The organism is Prevotella sp. ne3005 (genome assembly GCF_900110085.1).
Taxonomy (GTDB): Bacteria; Bacteroidota; Bacteroidia; order Bacteroidales; family Bacteroidaceae; genus Prevotella.
Window position 1 is genome coordinate 18888 of record NZ_FOCK01000001.1, and the last position, 21978, is coordinate 40865.

Here is a 21978-nt window from a genome sequence, read left to right on the forward strand (position 1 = left end):
TGAGAATCGATATGAAAAAGATATTAAGTATGTTCTTTGTGACCGCAGCCTTCGCGCTGGGCACAACCTCCTGCTCAGACTTCCTGGAGGAGGACAACAAGACTGGTGAGACTGCCGACTTGGCATACAACACCATATCGGGTATCGACGGACTGATCGAATCAGCCTATGACTATACTCACGGCTGGTGGGGTAAGGAGCCGTCACTCGGACTCGCCGAGATGGGCAGCGACCTGTTCTATTTCGGTTACGACAACAAGCAGAAGTCCATGCTGAAGTATGACCTTTCTGCTGAGGCTCTTGGCAACAACGTAGCCGACAACCCCTGTCTTGACCAGTACTGGGAGATGTTCTACGCTGGTGTAGACGTATGTAACAACGCCCTGAAGTACGTGCCTACATGTACCGTCATCGACGATAACAAGAAAGCTGCCTACCTGGGTGATGCCTACTTCCTCCGCGCGCTGTACTATTCACAGATGGTTGCCATGTGGGGTCCTATTCCCTACAACGCAGAGCCTGTAAGTGCGATTAACAACAACCCGGTACGTGTACCCGAGGACGAGATCTATGGACATATCCTCGACGATCTGAAACTGTCGATGGAGAACTACAAGAAGGCCAACATCATGACAGTCAAGGCTGCTACATCCACAGGTCGTGCCTACTACTACTCCGCAGAGGCCCTCTATGCCCGTGTAGCCCTCTATGCTGCCTCTTGGCTGGGTGCCAATAGTGTCGACGGTTATGGCAACCTCTACAACGAGGCCCTTGCCGCTGCCAACGATGTCATCAGCAACTCTGGTGCCAAGTTCTACGGCCGCTACAGCGACACCTGGAACATGAACAACGAGGAAGCCACCGACAACACCGAGAACCTCTTTGCCGTTCATTACACCAATGACCTCTCTGCAGGCCGCGACAACTGTGTGCCTTATCGCTTCTCTGACGGTGGTACAGGTCAGTACAACTCTCTGATCACCCGTACAGGCTATAGCCGTCAGGGTGGTAGTGCCTCTCTGCTGATGTTCCCCTCTCTGTGGAACAACGGTTGTGACGATATCGGTCCTAACGGACAGACTGACAAGTCAGTATTCTTCCGTATGGCTGCCGGTAAGACCACTATCAAGAGTAAGATGACTGGTGAGAACGTTGAGTGCGGTAAGTACTACTCTCCTTACGGACGTGGATTCACCCGCTACCTGCCTTCTCTCTACTTCTGGCAGCTGCTGGAGAGCGTGAAGGAGACCGACCAGCGTTACAACGGTACCCTGCTGACCGCATATCGTATCCCCTACGAGCTGTCAAAGAACCCTGCAAAGTATCCGAAGATGAGCGAGCAGGAGTTCAAGGACTACGATGAGGCCTACAAGGAAGACGGAAACTACTTCAATGGTGGTGGTATCGCCATCCTCTACAGCATCCTCGATGGTAACTCTGCTGAGGGTCAGGCTCTTCAGGCTGAGGCCAAGGACAAGTATCGTCTGCAGTTTGCTTTCGGTGGCGACATCCCCGTCTACACCTCTGGCGATCCCGCAAAGGCTCTGCCCACCGAGGGTGGTAAGGCCAAGTCGGATGTCTATGGTGACGACCGTTACAAGAGTGAGAAAATCGAAGGCCGTCGTTCATATCCTTGCATCAAGAAGTTCCTTGACGACCAGTACAACCCCAGCTATCCCACTCACGACCTGAGCTATCGCGATATCATGGTGCTCCGTTTGGCTGAGATGTACCTGATCAAGGCAGAGGCTGAGCTCGCCACCGGTGGCAATGCCCTCTCTACTATCAACGAACTGCGCAAGGCCCGTGCCATCAGCGGTAAGGACAACAGCATCAGCGGTACGGTCGACATCGAGACCATCCTCCGTGAGCGTGCCCTCGAGCTCTGTGGTGAGTACCAGCGCTGGTTCGACCTGAAGCGTACCCACACGCTGCTGAGCCACGTGAAGGCTTACAACGCTCAGGCTTCTGGCAACATCGAAGTGAAGCACTACTATCGTCCGATTCCTCTCAACGAGTTGGAAGCTGTAACTAACCGTGCAGATATCAGCGTCAGTCAGGATGCCAGCGGCGTACTGCAGTACACCTCTACTGCTGAGGGTATGTGGCAGAACCCCGGATATTAATTCTGCTATCCGTTAATATGAATCATTATGAGGGTGTGTCAAGTCTTTGACATGCCCTCATTAAGCTTAAAAGAAATGAGAAAACTGTTATTTGCCATTTCAGCCATCGTCTTGCTGACGGCTGCCGTGCCCGACAAGACAACCACCATCTTCGTAATTGGCGACTCTACCGCTGCCAAGAAAGATACCACGGGTGGAAAACAGGAGCGTGGCTGGGCTATGAAACTGCAAGACTGTTTCGATGCCGATTACATCGTGGTAGACAACCATGCCGTCAACGGCCGTTCGTCAAAAAGCTTCATCGACGAAGGGCGCTGGGATAAGGTTCTGGAGAAGATAAAGCCCGGCGATTACGTCATCATCCAGTTCGGTCATAACGACGAGAAGCCACAGCCTAACCGTCATACCGACCCGGGGTCTACCTTCGACTACAATCTTGCCAAATACATTCGTGAGACGCGCGAACACGGCGGCATTCCCGTACTGATGAACTGTGTCGTACGACGCAACTTCATGGTCAAAGCCCCAGAGATAGCCGACGACGAACAGCTTCGCACTTCCACCTTCAAGGATGGCGTGAAGATGATTGAGGGCGACTCGCTCATCGACACCCATGGACTATACAAAGAGGCTCCCCGTGATGTTGCCCAACGCATGAACTGTCACTTCATCGATGCCAACAAAATCACCCATGACTTAGAACAGGGACTCGGCACCGAAGCATCCAAGAAGCTCCACATGTGGTTCCGCCCAGGCGAAGAACCCAGTGAGCCAAAAGGAAAGCAAGACAATACCCACTACAACATCCATGGTGCCACCGTCGTTGCCAATCTCCTTGCCGACGCCCTATGTGAAGAGATCCCCCTCCTCAAGAAATACCGTAAGCCAGCAATGAGGTGATCATGAACAAGAAACTACTTTTAAGCTTTTCTCTCATGTCGCTGGCATGGGCGGCACAAGCACAATACCGCTCGCAAGTGTGGTGCCCCGACAACGGCAACGGCACCTATACGAATCCTGTGATCAATGCAGACTACAGCGACCCTGACGTCTGCGTAGGCCCCAGTGGGGAAGATTATTATATGACCGCCTCGAGTTTCCATTGTACACCGGGATTGCCGATTCTACACTCCAAGGATTTGGTGAATTGGGAGATTGTGGGTTATGCCCTGAAGAACCTCTATGAGGGCGATGAAAGTCTGCTGGCACATTTCAGCAGCAAGCCGCAGCACGGCAATGGCGTGTGGGCACCTTCCATACGCTATCACGAGGGACAATACTATATCTACTGGGGCGACCCCGACTTCGGCGTGATGATGGTGAAGACCAAGAATGGTGATCCCGCTGGCGAATGGGAACAGCCCGTCTACGTGATCAGCGGACAAGGCTACATCGACACTACCCCACTTTGGGATGACGACGGCCGCTGCTATCTGGTGAACGGATGGGCCAACTCACGCTCGAAGTTTGCCTCGGTGCTGACAGTCCGCGAATTGTCGGCAGACGGTACACATGCTATTGGGCAGCCCGTCATCGTGTTCGACGGTAATGGTACGGAGAACCGCACCTGCGAAGGGCCGAAGTTCTATAAGCGTGATGGCTGGTATTGGATCATGTGTCCGGCAGGTGGTGTGCCAACAGGCTTCCAACTCGCCATGCGCAGTAAATCGCCCTATGGCCCCTACGAGCACAAGATTGTATTGGCTCAGGGCAAGACCGCTATCAACGGACCCCATCAGGGTGGCTGGGTGCATACGAAATATGGTGAAGACTGGTTTCTGCATTTCCAGGACAAAGAGGCCTACGGTCGCGTGGTGCATCTCAATCCCGTTGATTGGACTAGCGGATGGCCCATTATGGGCAGGAAGGGAGAGCCTGTAACGACTTACAAGAAGCCAAAGTCTTCAAGCAATGAGATTGTCAATCCCGTGGAAAGTGACGAGTTTAATGCGCCTACTGTCGGCCTGCAGTGGCAGTGGCATGGCAACTACGACGAGAAGTTTGGCGTGCCTACCGCCTTCGGCACCTTCCGTATCTACACCTATAAGATGAGAGAGGGGGCCAATTTCTGGGAAGTGCCCAACATGCTGCTCCAGAAGACACCCGCCGATGAGTTTACCGTTACCACCAAGTTGCGCTTCACCTCAAAGGCCGAGGGACAGATGGGGGGACTTATCATGATGGGACTCGACTACAGCGCCCTCATCGTGCGCCGTATGGGGAAATCGTTCCAATTAGCACAACTTACCTGTAAGGCTGCCGACAAAGGAAACCCACATACAGAGCAAATCATCGCTACGCTGAAGCCGACGGCTGAGGATCAAACCGACTATAAGCCTGGCATCCACGAGGACATCTACTTACGCCTGAAGGTGAAGGATTCCAGGATGACGTTCGCCTGGAGTCCCGACGGGAAAAAGTATCAGAATTGCGGTGATGCCTTCCAGATGAAGGAAGGCAAGTGGATTGGTGCCAAGTTTGGCTTCGTGGCTGTTGAGACCGATCCCAAGTGCGATCGTGGCTGGATAGACGCCGACTGGATCAGGATCGAGAGATAATCACCTAATTTCTCTTGTGCTTGTCTCTCATCTTGCAGGGGAACCAGAACTGGGCTACAGTCTTTCTGCCGTCCTGAGTGTCGATATCCAACTCGCCACCCACGGCATCGATGATAGCTTTGGAAATGGGCAATCCGAGTCCATTTACATCACCGTTCATCTTCAGGGCATCCTTCTGGAGATATGAGAAGATATCCTCGCTTATCACGTCGGCCTGTCCGTTACCCAGATAGTTAATCATCACCTTCAGGCCATTGCGCTCGCTAGTATAGGTCACGACTATCTCGCCCTGTGTAGCATGCTTGGCTGCATTATTCAGCAGATGCATCATCAGCTGGTGCATGAAATTCGAGTCAAGTGTAACCTTGCAGTGGGGCGAGAGGTCGGTCCTCACGCGTATCGACACATTGGCCTTCGTCAGGTTCATAGCCTCACGACGATACGACGCCATCAGTTCGGCCAGGTTCACCTCGATAAAAGTAAACGAAGGCATCCCCCCGTCGAAGCCCGACAGATCCATGAGCTGTTTGATAAAATCCAACAGTTCCTGTGAGCTCTGCTGGATGTGGCCGGCCATCTGCTTCACCTGAACGGCATCCATCGTATCATTCTTCTCTTCGAGAATCATGTTACTATACCCCAGAATGGCATTCAGCGGTGCGCGCAGCGTTTGACTCGCATTGTCGAGAAATACCGACTTCAGCCGCTCACTCTTCTGAGCACGATTTACCTCCCGCTTCAGTTGCTGGCTATAATAGCGGTGGACAAAAAAGAGAGCCGCAGCGAAACCGATCAGTAGTACAAAATTCACAATCCAAAGTAATGTTCCCATTGTTCAAATGCGTTTATGGGCAATAGATTTGCTCGTTATTTGATAATATTTCGCGACAAAGGTAATAAAATTATCTAAATAAACCAAATTTTTAACATATTATCACATATTTACACTTATCATCTCTACATGAAAAAGAGCGCATCTGTCGGTCTGGAAAAAAAATCGGGCACAGCGATTAAACCATTAGCGGGGAAATACGTCAAAGGTAATAGTAATATTACCTAATCAACTATATTATCGTTATTTTTTTAACAACTTATGAGAAAACTTTTTTTACCGCTTCTGCTCATGGTTGCCATGTCGGCCAGCGCTGCAGAGAATCCCGTGTTAACGATCGAAGGTGGTAAGGTTCAGGGCGTATTAGCCGACGACCATCCCGAAGTGTTTGTCTATCGTGGCATCCCCTATGCCGCACCTCCCATCCGCGAGAACCGCTGGAAAGAGCCCCAGCCCGTCATACCCTGGAAGGGTGTGAAGATCTGCGACACCTTTGGTCGTCCCAGTTATCAGGCCATCCAGTATACTGGCGGCTACTACACGGAGTGGGGCTATGGCAAGGAGGCCGCCTTCAGTGAAGACTGTCTGTATCTGAATGTCTATACCAAGGCGCCCGGACAGGTGAACAAGAAGCTGCCCGTAGCCCTGTGGATCCATGGTGGCGGTTATCGTGAGGGTTTCGGTTCTGAGCCCGAGTTCGACGGTCAGGAGTGGGGTGCCAAGGATGTGGTGCTCGTCTCCATCAACTACCGTCTTGGTGTGTTCGGATTCCTCGTTCACCCCGCCCTCACGGCCGAGAGCCCGCATAAGGTGTCTGGCAACTATGGAATCCTCGACCAGATCGAGGCCCTGAAGTGGATCAAGAAGAATATCGCCCAGTTTGGTGGCGACCCCGACAATGTGACCATCTTCGGTCAGAGTGCTGGTGGCGGTAGTGTTCGCACGCTGTGCGAGTCTCCGCTGGCCCGAGGCCTGTTCCACAAGGCTGTCATCATGAGTGCCCAGGGTCTGAGCATCCCCGATGCCAATGGCAATCCCATCGGAGCCCGTTACAGCGGTGGTTCCTTTGCCGATGCCGAAGCTAACGCCAAGAAAGTGTTCGACTGGGCAGGACTTACCGACCTGAAGAAGATGCGTGCCGCCTCTACCGAGACCATCTTCGCCCTCCCCACCCTCTACTATCAGGTCAACGACGATGGTCAGCAGCCCAGCGGTCCGATGGCCTTCATGCGTCGAGGCCTGCCCTTCATGCCCATGATCGACGGCTATGTCAGTGAGAAGAGCTTCGACGATGCCACCCGTCAGGGAACGCTCGCCGATGTACCTTATATGATAGGTTTCACCCTCAACGATATGGGTAACATGTCGCCCAACATCGTCGAGTTCTGTAAGGTGCGCGCTGAGAAGGGCGGCAAGGCCTGGGCTTACGAGTTTGCCCGTCCACTGCCCGACGACGGCTCTCATCCCGAGGTGACCCAGCGTCTGAAGGGTGCCTTCCACTCGAGCGACCTCTGGTTCGTCTTCAAGTCATTGAAGCACTGCTGGCGTCCTTGGACCCAGGGCGACTGGGACCTGAGTGAGAAGATGCTCACCGCCTGGACCAACTTCGTGAAGTACAGCGATCCTAACGGTCCTCAGGGTGGCGCTTGGGCTCCCTGCACCGCCAAGACCCCGAAGTTCATGGTGTTCAAGCTCAACGACAAGGATGCCGAGGCCTCCTTCTTCGGCGATCCCGAGATAGCACCCCAGCCACAGGGCTTCCCCTTCGGAAGATAAGGAAAAAGCAACAAGGCAAGCGTTTCTGCTTGCCTTGTTTTTATTTTAGTATCTCAGCGTTCCGTCGTAATTGAAGATGGCCTTGTCCGTAGGCACCTCCTGATCATAGAACTGTACGGCACTGTCGTTCATCTTCGGATGCTGTTGCTCCAGCAGTCGGATGATCTCTGCCCCTGCCCAGATTGCAGGGCCATAACCATGGGCTGCCATCACGTGTACGGGTCGGTAGGCATAGAAGGCCGCATCGAAGGCCATGCCCGTACCCACGCACACCTGTTCCACCTGTCCTTTCGCATTCACCGACGAGTCCACCGCCTGCCAGCCCAACAAAGCCACAGGCCCGTAAGCCTTCGCATCGATCCAGCCCTGGTTGATGGCATGCGCCAGACAATAGGTATAGATGGCCGTAGCCGAGGCTTCGAGATAGGTATCATTGCGGTCGAGCAGCTGGTGCCAGAAACCGTCGTGGTGCTGCAGGCGTGCCAGCCCCTCTACGTGGGCCTTCAACAGTTTCATGATATCCGCGCGCTGCGGGTGGTTCTGGGGCAGCACGTCGAGCACCTCACACATCGTCAGGATGGCCCAGCCGTTGGCCCTGCCCCAGTGGAAGGCAGGGTGCGGATTCATCTCCTCCACCCATCCATGACGGAACAGCTGCTTCTCCGGCACCCACATCTTGTTGGCAAACAGCAACACCTGGCGGGCTGCCTCGTCGTAATACCTCTGTTTGCCCGTCAACTTTCCCATATACGCCACGGTGGGGATGCCCATAAACATATCGTCGAGCCACACCGTATTCTTCTGCGGCCTCAGACGTGCAAACGTGCCGTCAGCAAGGCGGTATTCCTTATTGAGCACATAGTCGGCGTAATGGTCGATCAGCGGTCTGAGCTTCAGCTTCGGATTAGCCAGCTGTGCCTTGATCATCGAACAGCAGACGGCCCCCGCATCGTCGAGCGCGTGGGGGTCCACCACCCTGCGGATATTGCCGTCGATGGCCTTGTTGTTTTGATAGATATTGCTGAATACTGGGGCGATATCAGCCAGCAGCTGGTGGCGCTTGCTTACATAGTCGCCATAGGCCGCATCGCCCGTCACTTCATAGGCTGCCAGCACGCCCGAATAGGTCACGCCCCACTCATAACTCGTCAGTCGGAATCCGCCCTGCTTCAGTTGTGTGTCGGCATTGGCGGCCTTCAGGTTCACCTCCTTGCCCGTATGCTTATCCACCAGCGTGGCAGGCGTCTCTGCGTCGATATACTTCAGCACGCGGTCCATTGTCTGCTTCACGTCCTCCTTGGCGGGGATGCCGTAGCCCAGCTTATAGGCGGGCTTCATCAGGTGGAGCGGTGTGTTATTGTCGTTGATCTGTTGTGCCATCGCAAGCGATGCAAAGCCCATCATCAGGGCCATGGCCATGGGTAGTCTCTTCATCATTGTTGTTATTTTAAGAATGGATTTACTGTTTCGTCAGGTCCCAAGTAGAAGCCCGGTTCCGAGGGCTGGTTATAGCCCACGTTCTGCGCCGCTGTCGAGAGTCTGTAGGGGATATCCTCCATCAGACAGTTGATGCGGTAGTCGGTGGGTATCGTCGAAACGAAGATGCGCAGCTCGCTGCTGTCGGGTGTACGGGCGATGACCTCCTCACGCCAGTCGCCGAGGATGTCAGCTGCCAGACAGGGATTCGACTTCGAGCCGTTGTTGAACACGATGCCGTCAAACTTCTTCATATCCACCACAGCGTGGTTCTCCCAGTCGTACTTCGTCACCGTCTCGTGGTCGAGCAGCTCGCGCAGCAGGTCGCCGTCCCACCAGATGCCGAAGTTCACAGACAGGTGCCGTCCGTTCAGCATCAGGTGCTGCTGGTGCTGCGGATCGTCGGGGTCCTGAGCCGTGAAGACCACCTCGCCTTTCATATTGCGGATGCCGTGGCTGTCGCTGCTCCACATCTCCACACCCGGGTTGGTGGGGTCAATATCCGCAGCCATACAACGGCCCACGTCGCTCTTCGACTTCACCTGGAAGATCACCTCGCCCGTCCTCGCATCGCGCAGTTCCGAGCCGTCCTTGCGGTTCTCATGACAATCCCACACCTGCAGCTTCGTGCTCTTCGGGTCGAAGGCCATCAGGTGGATGGCGTCGCCATGTCCCATGCCTGTGTTATACAGTCCATGTCCGTCATCGTCCACCGCCATCGCTCCATAGGTGATCTCATCCTTGCCGTCGCCATCCACATCGGCCACGCGCAGGTTATGGTTACCCTGACCTGCATAGCTTGCCCACTCGGGGGTGTTCGTATCGAAAGTCCAGCGGTTCTTCAGTTCCTTGCCATCCCAGTCCCAGGCGGCAATCACGGTCCTTGTGTAGTAGCCCCTGCAGAAGATGGCCGAGGCGCGCTTTCCGTCGAAGTAGCCCACGCCCGCCAGCATACGGTCTGAGCGGTTGGCATAGTTATCGCCCCAGTCCATCAGGTTGCCACGCTCGGGCACATACGGCTTCGTATCCATCGCCTCGCCCGTCAGTCCGTTAAACACGGTGATATACTCCGGTCCCGTGAGGATGCGGCCCGTCATGGGTCGTCCCTGACGGTTATACTTCCCCCACTCTTTCTCGGGTGTCGGGTTCTGGGCGTCAGGCTGAGGACGGTGACGGTAGTCGGCCTTCTCGTCACCAATCACGCGTCCCTTGCCGTCGCGAGTGCCGTCCGATGTACGCACCATCAGCTCAGCCCTTCCGTCGCCGTCGAGGTCATATATTATATAAGGTGTGTAGTGCGCCCCACTGCGGATGTTAATGCCCAGGTCGATACGCCACAACAGCGTACCGTCGAGCCGATAGCAGTCGAGCAGCGTAGGGCCTGTAAAACCGTCGTGGGCATTATCGTGGGCGTTCGAGGGATCCCACTTCACGATGATCTCATACGTGCCGTCGCCATCCACGTCGCCCACCGAGCTGTCGTTAGCCGAATAACTGTAGGTCTTCCCGTCAGGCGTCTCACCGTCAGCGGGTTTCTGCAGTTTCACAGGCAGATAACCGTCGGGCGACTCCTTCGCCAACACAAATCGGCCGTTCTTTTGGCCACCCTTCACCTCGTAAACCGCCTCGCCGTCCAACGGCTGCTCGTCCACGAAGAAAGTGCCACCCTTCGTCAGCGGCTTCCGGTTCAGCTTCTGCCCGTTTCTGTACACGTCGTAAGCCTCGCCCACGGGGTCTGTCGTCAGCGTGCGCCAGCTCACCACCACCTGCTCTCCGTTTCTCACGGCTACCACACCACGGTTCAGCTGTTCTCGGTTCATCGCCTTCAAGTCGTAGGCGGGCTGCGCCATTGCCGCCCACGAACAACCCAAAGCCAAAATCATAGTAAATACTTGTTGTTTCATATCTGTTCAGTAGTTTGTGGGGGCAAAGTTACGCATTTTCCGCCAACTTCACCCCCACTTTTTGATAAACCACCCCGACTATCTGATAAAGCTGCACTTTACCCGGAGTAAAGTCGGGGTTTACACGTCATAAAGTAGAGGAATCGTCATCTGAGCGATTGATTCCCCTGTCATCTCGACTAAGCGTTAGCGCATGAAAACAAAATGTCATCTCGACTAAGCGTTAGCGCATGAAAACAAAATGTCATCTCGACTAAGCGTTAGCGCATGGAGAGATCTCTCGACTGCGCTCGAGATGACAGGAAGGGGACAGGAGGCGTTCCGTCAATACGCCATTTCATGGACGCCTTTGACGGCTCGACCTGAGGGATCATTCATGCCCTTGAAGGCGGCATCCCATTCGAGGGCGATGGCGGTGCTGCAGGCCACGCTGGCCTCGCTGGGCACACTGCGGGCGGCAGAGTCGCTGGGGAAGTGCTCGGCGAAGATGGAACGGTAGTAGTACTCTTCTTTGTTTTTCGGCGGGTTGATGGGGAAGCGCTCGGCTGCATGAGCCATCTGCTCGTCGGTGACAGCCTCGGAGGTGATCTGCTTGAGGGTGTCGATCCAGCTGTAGCCTACCCCATCGCTGAACTGCTCTTTCTGACGCCACGCCACCTCGGCGGGCAACATGCTGGCAAAGGCTTCGCGAACAATCTTTTTCTCCATGGTCTGACCTGGACACATCTTGGCCACAGGGTTGGTACGCATGGCGACATCAAGGAACTCTTTGTCGAGGAAGGGCACACGACCCTCCACACCCCAGGCGGAGAGGCTCTTGTTGGCCCGCAGGCAGTCGTACATGTAGAGCTTGCTGAGTTTGCGCACGGTCTCCTCGTGGAAGTCTTTGGCCGTAGGAGCCTTGTGGAAGTAGAGATAGCCACCGAAGATCTCGTCGGCCCCCTCGCCAGAGAGCACCATCTTGATGCCCATCGACTTGATGACACGCGCCAGCAGATACATCGGCGTAGAGGCTCGGACGGTGGTGACATCGTAGGTCTCGATGAAGTAGATGACATCGCGAATGGCGTCGAGGCCCTCCTGGATGGTGTAGTTGATCTCATGGTGGACGGTTCCGATATGATCGGCCACGAGCTTGGCCTTGGCGAGGTCAGGGGCACCCTTCAGACCTACGGCGAAGGAGTGGAGACGGGGCCAGTAGGCCTTGGTCTTGGAGTCGTCTTCGATACGCATCTCAGAGTATTTCTCAGCGATGGCGGAGATGACGCTGCTATCGAGACCGCCTGAGAGCAGCACGCCATAGGGCACATCGCTCATGAGCTGGCGCTTGACGGCATCCTCGAGGGCGTCGTGGATGGCCTCGACAGAGGCGGGATTATCCTTCACAGCGTCGTACTGCATCCAGTCGCGACGATAGTACCTCTTCTGCCCAGGGTCGACACTCCAGTAGTAGTGGCCGGGAAGGAAGGGCTCGTAACACTCGCACTGGCCTTCGAGGGCTTTGAGCTCGGAGGCGACGTAGACGGTGCCATCAGCATCGTAGCCGATGTAGAGGGGGATGACGCCAATGGGATCGCGAGCGATGAGGAATTCATTGCGATCCTCATCGTAGAGCACAAAGGCAAAGATGCCACTGAGGTCTTCGAGGAAGTTGATGCCTTTCTCACGGTAGAGGGCGAGGATGACCTCGCAGTCGGAGCCCGTCTGGAACTCATACTGCCCCGCAAAACGGCGGCGGACCTCCTGATGGTTGTAGATCTCACCATTGACGGCGAGCACCTGCTTACGATCGGGCGAGAAGAGGGGCTGACCACCACTCTCGGGGTCGACGATGCTCAGTCGCTCGTGGGCGAGGATGGCCGAGCCACCACAGTAGATGCCACTCCAGTCGGGGCCACGGTGGCGGATCTTCTGACTCATCTTCAGGGCTTTCTCACGCAGTTCATGCGACTGCTCCTTAACATTCAATATTGCTACTATTCCACACATAATTTTTCATTTTTTTATTATTTCATTTTTTTTTCATTCTTTCATTCTTTCATTTTTCTAAAGGTACGAGAGGTAGAGGTAATTGGTCTGGGCGGGGTATTCGGCAGCGAGGGTGTCGATCTGATTGACAGTAGGAACAATGCCCAGTTCCTTGCGCCAGGAGCGCACCATCAGACCTGCTTCGGTCATACTCATGCGCGACTCCATGCCCAGGGCACGGGCTATCTGGAAGTCGGAGAAGCCATAGACCTTGGCAGCACGCAGCAGACTGACAAACTCAGGAGCCTCCAGATATTCCATCAACTCCGTATTGTCCATAAACATCGCTAATTCAGACACTTGCGCATATTGCTTCAACTGATAGTCGATATCAACAAGATGCTTTAACTTCTGCAGGAACCAGCGATCGATCATCGTGAGCTGATGGATCTGATCGATGGTGTAGCCCACCTTCAGAGCCTTCGACACCACGAAGATACGCATATCCGTAGGCTCATGGAGCGACTGCCCGATATCAGCAATCTTGATCTCGTGGTTCTCGACAAATCCATGCATGCCCTGCCCTATCATGCGAAGACCTTTTTGCAGGGCTTCCTCGAAGGTACGGCCTATGGCCATCACCTCGCCCACACTCTTCATCGAAGAACCGAGCTGGCGCTTCACACCATGGAACTTGGTAAGGTCCCAACGGGGTATCTTGACAACCACATAGTCGAGGGCGGGCTCGAAGAAGGCACTGGTGGTCTTCGTGACGGAGTTTTTGAGTTCGAAGAGACCATAGCCCAGTCCAAGTTTGGCAGCGACGAAGGCCAAGGGATAGCCTGTTGCCTTCGAGGCCAAAGCCGAGGAACGCGACAGACGGGCGTTGACCTCGATGACACGATAGTCCTCCGACTGGGGGTCGAGGGCATACTGCACGTTGCACTCGCCCACAATACCGATATGACGGATAATCTTGATGGCCAGGGCGCGCAACTTGTGATACTCGGCGTTGGAGAGCGTCTGCGAGGGAGCCACCACAATCGATTCACCCGTATGGATGCCGAGAGGGTCGAAGTTCTCCATGTTGCAGACGGTGATACAGTTGTCGTACTGGTCGCGCACCACCTCGTATTCGATTTCCTTCCAGCCTTTCAGCGACTTTTCGACGAGCACCTGAGGGGAGAACGAGAAGGCCTCCTCGGCCTGTGCCAACAGCTCTTCCTCGTTGTCGCAGAAGCCAGAGCCGAGACCACCCAAGGCGTAGGCTGCACGGAGGATGACAGGGAAGCCCAGTTCATGGGCTGCACGCTGCACCTCCTCAACGGTGCTACAGGCCTCGCTCTTGATGGTCTTCACGCCAATCTCATCGAGGCGCTTCACAAAGAGATCGCGATCTTCGGTATCGATGATGGCCTGCACGGGGGTGCCCAGCACCTTGACACCATACTTCTCGAGCACGCCACGCTGATAGAGTTCTACACCACAGTTGAGGGCTGTCTGACCACCAAACGAGAGCAGGATACCATCGGGGCGCTCTTTCTCGATGATACGCTCCACAAAGTCGGGCTGCACAGGTTGGAAATAGACCGTATCAGCCACCCCTTGGGAAGTCTGCACCGTAGCAATATTGGGATTGATGAGCACCGAGTGGATGCCCTCTTCCTTTAGGGCCTTGAGTGCCTGGGCACCACTATAGTCGAACTCTCCTGCCTGTCCTATCTTCAGGGCTCCAGAGCCCAGAAGCAAAACCTTTTTGATTTCTTTCTTTTCCATCATCCTAACATTTTTACAAACTCATCAAACAAAAACTCGGTATCCACAGGGCCTGAACAGGCTTCGGGGTGGAACTGAGCCGACATCCAGGGATGCTGCTTATGACGAATACCCTCGTTGGAGCCATCGTTCATATTCACGAAAAGCGGTTCCCAGTCCTCGGGCAGCGTGGAGTCATCCACAGCATAGCCATGATTCTGCGAGGTGATGAAGCAACGCGTGGTGCCCACCTGCTGGACGGGCTGGTTGTGCGAGCGATGACCATATTTCAGTTTGTAGGTCTTGGCACCAGCGGCCTTGGCCAACAGCTGGTTGCCCAGGCAGATACCCATGCAGGGACGCACCTCGGGGTTGTTGAGGAACGTGCGGATATGCGCCACCGTCGTGCCACATTGTTCTGGGTCGCCAGGACCGTTGGCAAGGAAGAGTCCATCGAATTCGAGCTGGTTGAAGTCGTAGTCCCAAGGCACTCGAACCACCTCGATGCCACGCTTGATCAAGCAACGGATGATGTTGGCCTTGACACCACAGTCCACCAATACGACACGTTTTATTGAAGATTTAAGATTAAATATTGAAATATCTGGTTTATAAGCGATTACGTCTTTACAACTCACCTTCTCAACCCAGTTCACAGAACCATAATCCTCAGACTTGTTGATTGCTGCGCCACAGCAAACGATAGAGCCCATCATGACACCATGCTCTCGGAGCACCTTGGTGAGGCGACGGGTGTCGATGCCTGTGATGGCAGGTATCTTCTCGCGCTTGAGCCAAGAGGCCAGCGACTCCTTCGCATTCCAGTGGGAGAACGTCTCACTATAATCAGCCACTACGAGTCCCTTCACATGGATGCGGTCGCTCTCCATCAGCAGGGGCAGGCTATTGTCACCCAGTCCAGTATCAGGTACGCCGTAGTTGCCTATCAGGGGATAGGTGGTGACCAGTATCTGTCCTGCGTAACTGGGGTCGGTGAGGCTCTCCGGATAGCCCGTCATGGCAGTGTTGAACACCACCTCACCGATGGCATCAGCATCGTAGCCGAATGACCAGCCGCAGAACTGACTGCCATCTTCAAGTATTAGTCTTGCTTCTCTCATATCTTTTATAACTGTAATTTCAATACTTTTTCTACATAGTTCACGAAAGCCTCGTTGCAGAGACGGATGCCGCCCGGGGTTGGATAATGGCCAGTGAAATACCAGTCGCCAGGATGGTTGGGACAGGCCTTGTGAAGACCCTCGATACTCTGATATACGAGTTCGATGGGTGCCTGCATACCTTCAGGGCGCAGCATCTCGACAATCTTACGGTTGATATCGTCGACACTGAACTGGGCATAGATGCTCCGCACATGATTGCCGCTGGCGGGGTCGGTCTTGCAAGCCTTATACACATCGGCAATCACCTGTTCCCTACCCTGCTCCTTGATGAGAGCGATGGCGGCACGGAAGGCACAGAGCTCTTCCAGGCGCGACATGTCGATGCCATAGTAGTCGGGGTAGCGTATCTGGGGCGAACTCGACACCATCACAATCTTCTTGGGATGCAGACGATCGAGGATCTTGAAGATGCTCTCGCGGAGTGTGGTGCCTCGCACGATTGAGTCGTCGATGATCACGAGGTTATCCTTGTAAGGTTCCAGCGAGCCATAGGTGATGTCATAGACATGGGCGGCAAGGTCGTTGCGCTCCGCACCGTCTGAGATAAAAGTGCGGAGCTTGATGTCCTTCCAAACGACCTTCTCTATGCGGACATCATGGTCCAACTGACGGATGCCGTCGGTCATGCCATGGAAGGCGACCTCGGCCGTGTTGGGAATATATGAAAAAACGGTGTTGGCAACATCACCACCAATGGCTTGCATGATGGCTGGCGTGAGCTGTTCACCCAGGCGCTTGCGCTCGAGATAGATGTCACGATCGGAGCCACGACTGAAGTAGATACGCTCGAAGGAGCAGGCACTCAGATGCTGGGCGGGAAGAATCTGTTCGAGCACCATCGTACCACACTTGCGGACGATGAGCGACTGACCAGGCTGGAGCTCGTGGATAGCTTCGGCCTGAAGGTCGAAGGTGGTCTGGATCACTGGGCGCTCTGAGGCCAGCACCACCACCTCGTCGTCCTGATACCAGAACGCAGGTCGGATGCCCCAGGGATCGCGTACGGCAAACATCTCGCCAGAGCCTGTGAGTCCACACATCACGTAACCGCCATCGAAATGGGTCATCGTGGTCTTGAGCACATTCGCCATCTCCACGTGGTCGTCGATATAACGGGTGATATCAGTACCCTGCAGACCCTGTTCCTTGGCCTCGACAAAGAGGCGTTCCACCTCACGATCCAGACGGTGGCCCATCAGTTCGAGGGTGATATACGAGTCGCCATAGATACGAGGCGACTGACCTTGATCCGTAAGGAAATGAAAGACCTCGTCGATGTTGGTCATATTGAAGTTACCACACAGACAGAGGTTCTTGGCGCGCCAGTTGTTACGGCGCAAGAAAGGATGCACATATTGCAGTCCGCTCTTACCCGTAGTGGAATAGCGCAGATGACCCATCAACAATTGAGAATTGAAAATTGAGAATTGAAAACTTTCATTCAAGTGGTCATCGTATTTGGAATGGTCAATGGCTTTGAACACCTCGGTGATGGCATCCTTGCCCTCGGCCTTCTCGCGGAACATATATTCCTCGCCAGCAGGGGCATCGAGGTTGACACAACCTACACCTGCGCCCTCCTGACCACGGTTGTGCTGCTTCTCCATCATCAGATAGAGTTTGTTCAGGCCATAGCGCCACGTACCGTATTTCTGTTCGTAGTAGCTCAACGGCTTCAACAGGCGAATCATCGCCACACCACATTCATGCTTCAATTGCTCCATAACTTCATTTTTGATGTTTTCGCTTAATCGCAGACTTCAATTTTCAATCTTTCAATTTTCAATCTTCAATTTTTCAACGAAGCTCATGAACAGGGGGTGCGGATGCAGCACCGTTGACGAATATTCCGGGTGGAACTGAGTGCCGATATACCAGCGTTTTTCCGGTATCTCCACGATCTCCACCAGGTTGGCGGCGGGGTTGATACCTACGCACTTCATACCATGCTGTTCATATTCCTCCTGATAGGCATTATTGAACTCATAACGGTGGCGGTGGCGCTCCTTGATGAGCGTCTCCTCACCATAGGCCTCATAGACACGACTACCCTTCAGCAGTTCGCACTCATAGGCACCCAGTCGCATCGTACCTCCCATCTGGGTAATGGTCTTTTGCTCTTCCATCATATCGATCACATTGTGGGGTGTCTGGGTGTCCATCTCACTGCTATTGGCATCCTTGTAGCCCAGCACATTGCGGGCGAACTCGATGACCATCATCTGCATACCCAGACAGATACCGAAGGTGGGGATGTCGTGGGTACGGGTGTATTCGGCAGCAAGAATCTTACCCTCGATGCCTCGGGTGCCAAACCCCGGGCAGATGACGACGCCCGCCATGCCACTGAGCTGCTGGGCAATGTTTTCGCGAGTGACCTCTTCGCTGTTGATGAAATGGAGCCTCATCTTCACATCATTATAGATGCCAGCCAGATTCAGACTCTCGCGGATGCTCTTATAGGCATCCTGCAGGTCGTATTTCCCCACGAGGGCCACATGCACCTCGCGCATGGCGTTACGCTGCTTGTCGAGGAAGTCGCGCCAGGGTTTCATGGCTGGTGTCTCTCCCACAGGGATGCCTATCTTACGCATGATGGCTGCATCGAGACCCTGCTGCTGCATGCTGACGGGTACCTCGTAGATCGAGGGCATATCCTCGCTCTGCACCACACACTCCAGATCGACATTACAAAACGACGCCACCTTCATGCGCAGATGGTCATCAAGGTGGCGTTCGGTTCTGAGGACAAGGATATCAGGCTGGATACCCATACCCTGCAGTTCTTTGACAGAGTGCTGGGTGGGCTTGGTCTTCAACTCCTGGGCAGCTTTCAGATAAGGCACATAAGTAAGATGTACGCACACGGCATCACGCCCCAGTTGCCAGCGCAATTGACGGATGGCTTCCATGAACGGTGCACTCTCGATGTCACCTATCGTGCCACCCACCTCAGTAATCACGAAGTCTAAGCCCTCGTCGAGCCCTTCCCTGAGCATCCTGCGCTTGATTTCATCGGTAATATGGGGCACCACCTGGATGGTCTTTCCCAAATAGTCGCCATGGCGCTCGCGGTCGATGACAGTCTTGTAGATACGGCCTGTCGTAATCGAATTATTACGGGTGGTATGTATGCCCGTAAAACGCTCATAGTGGCCTAAGTCCAGATCAGTCTCAAACCCGTCCTCCGTCACATAGCACTCACCATGTTCGTAGGGGTTCAGCGTACCTGGATCAATATTGATGTAGGGGTCAAACTTCTGGATGGTTACCTTATAACCGCGTGCCTGTAGCAGCTTACCGATGCTGGCGGAGATGATGCCTTTTCCCAACGAGGAAACCACACCGCCTGTTACGAAAATGTACTTTGTATCCATAAAACAAATCCTATTTTATGGACTGCAAAGTTACAATGATTTCACAAAAAAAAATTCTAGCTCGGACTATTTCAATTGTTAAAAACAGTCCGAACTATCATTTTGTTAAGAATTCCCACCCCTTACCCAGCTGATTCCTTACTTTTTGGATTGGAATAGCCTCTATTTCTTACAATGTGTCAAAGAAACTTGTGAGACACAAGCATATTCTTCGGGTCAAGCGCCTCATCGAGTTTCTCCTGCGTCATCAGTCCCTTCTCGAGCACGATGTCGTAGACCGAACGGTTAGTCTCCAGCGCTTCCTTGGCCACTTTGGTCGATGTCTTGTAGCCAATGTAGGGATTCAAGGCTGTAACGATGCCGATGGAGTTCTTCACCATCTCCAGACAGCGCTCCTTGTTCACTGTGATGCCCAGCACGCACTCTTCCGTCAGCGTCTCAATGGCATTCTTCAACCAGATCAGGCTCTCGAAGAGCGACTCTGTGATCACGGGCTCCATCACGTTGAGTTGAAGCTGTCCGGCCTCGGCAGCAAAGCTGACGGTGGTGTCGTTGCCGATCACCTTAAAGCAGACCTGGTTCACCACCTCAGGAATCACAGGATTCACCTTTCCTGGCATGATGGAAGAGCCGGGAGCCTTAGGCGGCAGGTTGATCTCATTGAGACCGCAGCGAGGACCCGAAGCCATCAGGCGCAAGTCGTTACAGATCTTGGAGAGTTTCACAGCCAGACGCTTCAGGGCTGAAGAGTAGCTGACGTATGCACCAGTATCAGGTGTTGCCTCCACAAGGTCGGTAGCCGATACAAAAGGCTCGCCTGTGAGTTTGGCAAGATTGGCTGCACAGAGTTTGGCAAAGCCGGGGACAGCATTCAGGCCAGTACCAATCGCCGTACCTCCCATATTAATCTCATGAAGCAGTTTCACGTTGCGCTCCAGATTCAGGATCTCCTCCTCCAGGTTGTTGGCATAGGCGTTGAACTCCTGCCCGGAGGTCATGGGCACAGCATCCTGCAACTGGGTACGCCCCATCTTAATGCAATCCTTAAACTCGTCACCCTTATAGCGGAAGGCACTGATCAATCCCGTAAGGGCTGCAATCAGGCTCTTGTTCATGTGGATGATGGCCAGACGGATGGTTGTGGGGTAGACATCGTTGGTACTCTGTCCGCAGTTACAGTGATCATTAGGCAGACAATACTGGTAGTCGCCCTTCTCATGGCCCATGATCTCAAGGGCACGATTGGCAATTACCTCGTTGGCATTCATGTTCACCGATGTACCAGCGCCACCCTGCATCATATCGATGGGGAAGTTCTCATGCCACTGGCCGTCGATGAGTTCACGACAGGCTTGTGAGATGGCACCTGCTATCTCGTCGTTGATAACCCCAAGCGTGTGATTAGTCTGCACCGCAGCCAGCTTCACATAGGCGATGGCCTTGATGAAGTCTGGATACATCGACATCGTCTTACGCGAGATGTGATAATTGTTGATACCACGCTGCGTCTGTACGCCGTATAAGGCATCTGCAGGAACTTTGAGCTCGCCTAACAGGTCGGACTCTTTTCTGAATTTCTGTTCTGACATAGTTTTATTGTTTTAGTAAAGGAATGATATGATCAAGTAACCAATGCCAATACTGACAAAGGTGGTGATGAAGCCAGAGAGCTGGAACGAATGGTTCAGCACATACTTGCCTATACGCGTTGTACCAGTGGTGTCGAAGTTAATAGCTGCTACCTCCGTGGGGTAGTTGGGCACAAAGAAGTAACCGTTGACAGCAGGGAACATGGCCACCAGCGCCAGTGGCTGAATGCCCAGTCCGATAGCCAGCGGGAAAAGAGTACGCACTGTGGCTGCCTGGGAGAAAAGCATGATACTCATGATAAATAGGGCCACCGAGAAGAGGAACGGATACTGGGAGACGACATCTGCAATACTGCTCTTGAAGAACTCCAGATTGCCATTGAAGAATGTGTCGCCCATCCATGCGATACCGAAGATCGAAATCATGGCATTCATACCCGCGCCAAAGATGTTGCCACTGACGGCATCCTTCACATTGGCCTTGCCAACAATAAGAATCAAGGCAGCTATTGACATCATCACGATCTCGATCGTCTGGGGCATAGTAAGGCTCTCTGTAGTGCCATTTACCTCAAACGAAGGACGCAGTGAAGGAATGCTACCAAACAGTACTACGAGGATAACACCCGTCAAAAATGCCAGCACGCTCCACTTGGCATGCGGATTCGAATTTTGCTCCATCTGCGCCAACGTTTTCGCTTCGGCTTCGGGATCTATCAATCCATCGCGGATGCGCTGCTGATAGACAGGATCGTCATTCAATTCCTTGCCAACATGGTTCTGAACAAACGCAGCCACGAGGATGGCAATGAACGAGGCAGGAATACACACCAGCAGGATATCTTTCAGTTCTATGCCCTGTCCACCTAATAAATCCGTAGAAATGACTGCTGCAGTGGCTGCCGACATCGGACTACCCGTAATACCCAGCGAGGCTGCTATCGTTGATACGGTCAAGGGACGTTCTGGGCGTATCTTCGAGCTCTTGGCTATCTCTGCAATGATGGGCAGCAGCGAGTACGAGGTGTGGGCAGTACCTGCTAAGAGGCAAAAGAGCCAAGTGGTAAGCGGACCATAGTAGGTGATGTGGGCAGGATGGCTGCGTAGGAACTTTGCCGCCAGTCCAACCAGATAGTCCAATCCCCCAGCAGCCTGAAGTGCTGCCGTCGCAGTAATCACCGAGGCAATAATAAGCATCACGTCGATGGGAATATTACCAGGACGCACTCCAAAGACGAACACAAGAATGAAGACACCTACCATGCCGTAGATACCCATTCCGATACCACCGATTCTGGCACCGATAAAGATCATCGTCAACACAACGATGAGCTGCAATAGTACAATCAATGTAACCATAGGCTCAAATAAATTGTTTTATCAAATCAAATGCAAAGATAAAAAATATTTTCCATTTCTCAAAAGAAAAATGG

13 protein-coding genes and 1 pseudogene are annotated in these 21978 nt (G+C 53.7%); 4 read left to right on the forward strand and 10 right to left on the reverse strand.

Annotated elements, in window-relative coordinates; all coding sequences use genetic code 11:
• Positions 1–11: 11 nt before the first annotated feature.
• The 3 genes from BMY16_RS00075 (at position 12) to BMY16_RS00085 (ending at position 4684) form a co-directional block, all read left to right on the forward strand.
• Positions 12–2126: a RagB/SusD family nutrient uptake outer membrane protein gene (locus BMY16_RS00075; protein ID WP_091839768.1), complete on the forward strand. Its 2115-nt coding sequence runs from the start codon at positions 12–14 to the stop codon at positions 2124–2126.
• Positions 2127–2201: 75 nt separating this feature from the next.
• Positions 2202–3026: a rhamnogalacturonan acetylesterase gene (locus BMY16_RS00080; RefSeq protein ID WP_091838433.1), complete on the forward strand. Its 825-nt coding sequence runs from the start codon at positions 2202–2204 to the stop codon at positions 3024–3026.
• A gap of 2 nt (positions 3027–3028) precedes the next feature.
• Positions 3029–4684 (forward strand): glycoside hydrolase family 43 protein, encoded by a 1656-nt coding sequence (locus tag BMY16_RS00085; RefSeq protein WP_091838435.1) that lies wholly within the window; start codon positions 3029–3031, stop codon positions 4682–4684.
• 4 nt (positions 4685–4688) lie between these two features.
• Here the strand turns inward: BMY16_RS00085 and BMY16_RS00090 are convergent, their stop codons facing one another.
• Positions 4689–5516, reverse strand: coding sequence for a sensor histidine kinase (locus BMY16_RS00090; RefSeq protein ID WP_091838438.1), 828 nt, complete (start codon positions 5514–5516; stop codon positions 4689–4691).
• 261 nt (positions 5517–5777) lie between these two features.
• Here BMY16_RS00090 and BMY16_RS00095 point away from each other — a divergent pair, with 261 nt between their 5' ends.
• Entirely contained in the window at positions 5778–7292 is a 1515-nt protein-coding gene (locus BMY16_RS00095; protein WP_091838441.1) for a carboxylesterase/lipase family protein, read from the forward strand.
• 45 nt (positions 7293–7337) lie between these two features.
• Here BMY16_RS00095 and BMY16_RS00100 read toward each other — a convergent pair whose 3' ends face one another.
• The 9 genes and pseudogenes from BMY16_RS00100 to BMY16_RS00140 form a co-directional block, all read right to left on the reverse strand.
• Entirely contained in the window at positions 7338–8729 is a 1392-nt protein-coding gene (locus BMY16_RS00100; protein ID WP_091838444.1) for a glycoside hydrolase family 88/105 protein, read from the reverse strand.
• Positions 8730–8734: 5 nt separating this feature from the next.
• Positions 8735–10672, reverse strand: a complete 1938-nt coding sequence (locus tag BMY16_RS00105; protein ID WP_091838447.1) for a rhamnogalacturonan lyase — start codon at positions 10670–10672, stop codon at positions 8735–8737.
• A gap of 324 nt (positions 10673–10996) precedes the next feature.
• Complete coding sequence (asnB, locus tag BMY16_RS00110; protein ID WP_091838450.1) at positions 10997–12661, reverse strand: asparagine synthase B; 1665 nt, start codon at positions 12659–12661, stop codon at positions 10997–10999.
• Positions 12662–12724: 63 nt separating this feature from the next.
• Positions 12725–14416 (reverse strand): annotated as a pseudogene (carB, locus tag BMY16_RS00115) (carbamoyl-phosphate synthase large subunit); the annotation flags it as partial.
• The gene (carA, locus tag BMY16_RS00120; RefSeq protein ID WP_091838453.1) at positions 14416–15516 is read right to left on the reverse strand and encodes a glutamine-hydrolyzing carbamoyl-phosphate synthase small subunit; all 1101 of its coding nucleotides are present in this window, start codon (positions 15514–15516) and stop codon (positions 14416–14418) included. The gene carA and the pseudogene carB, both read right to left, overlap by 1 nt.
• Before the next feature lie 5 nt (positions 15517–15521).
• A complete protein-coding gene (locus BMY16_RS00125; protein ID WP_091838456.1) occupies positions 15522–17303 on the reverse strand; it encodes an amidophosphoribosyltransferase in 1782 nt (593 codons plus the stop codon).
• Between the two features lie 51 nt (positions 17304–17354).
• Entirely contained in the window at positions 17355–18956 is a 1602-nt protein-coding gene (locus BMY16_RS00130) for a CTP synthase (RefSeq protein ID WP_091838458.1), read from the reverse strand.
• A gap of 179 nt (positions 18957–19135) precedes the next feature.
• Entirely contained in the window at positions 19136–20545 is a 1410-nt protein-coding gene (aspA, locus tag BMY16_RS00135; RefSeq protein WP_091838461.1) for an aspartate ammonia-lyase, read from the reverse strand.
• 12 nt (positions 20546–20557) lie between these two features.
• A complete protein-coding gene (locus tag BMY16_RS00140; protein WP_091838464.1) occupies positions 20558–21904 on the reverse strand; it encodes an anaerobic C4-dicarboxylate transporter family protein in 1347 nt (448 codons plus the stop codon).
• Positions 21905–21978 lie beyond the last annotated feature (74 nt).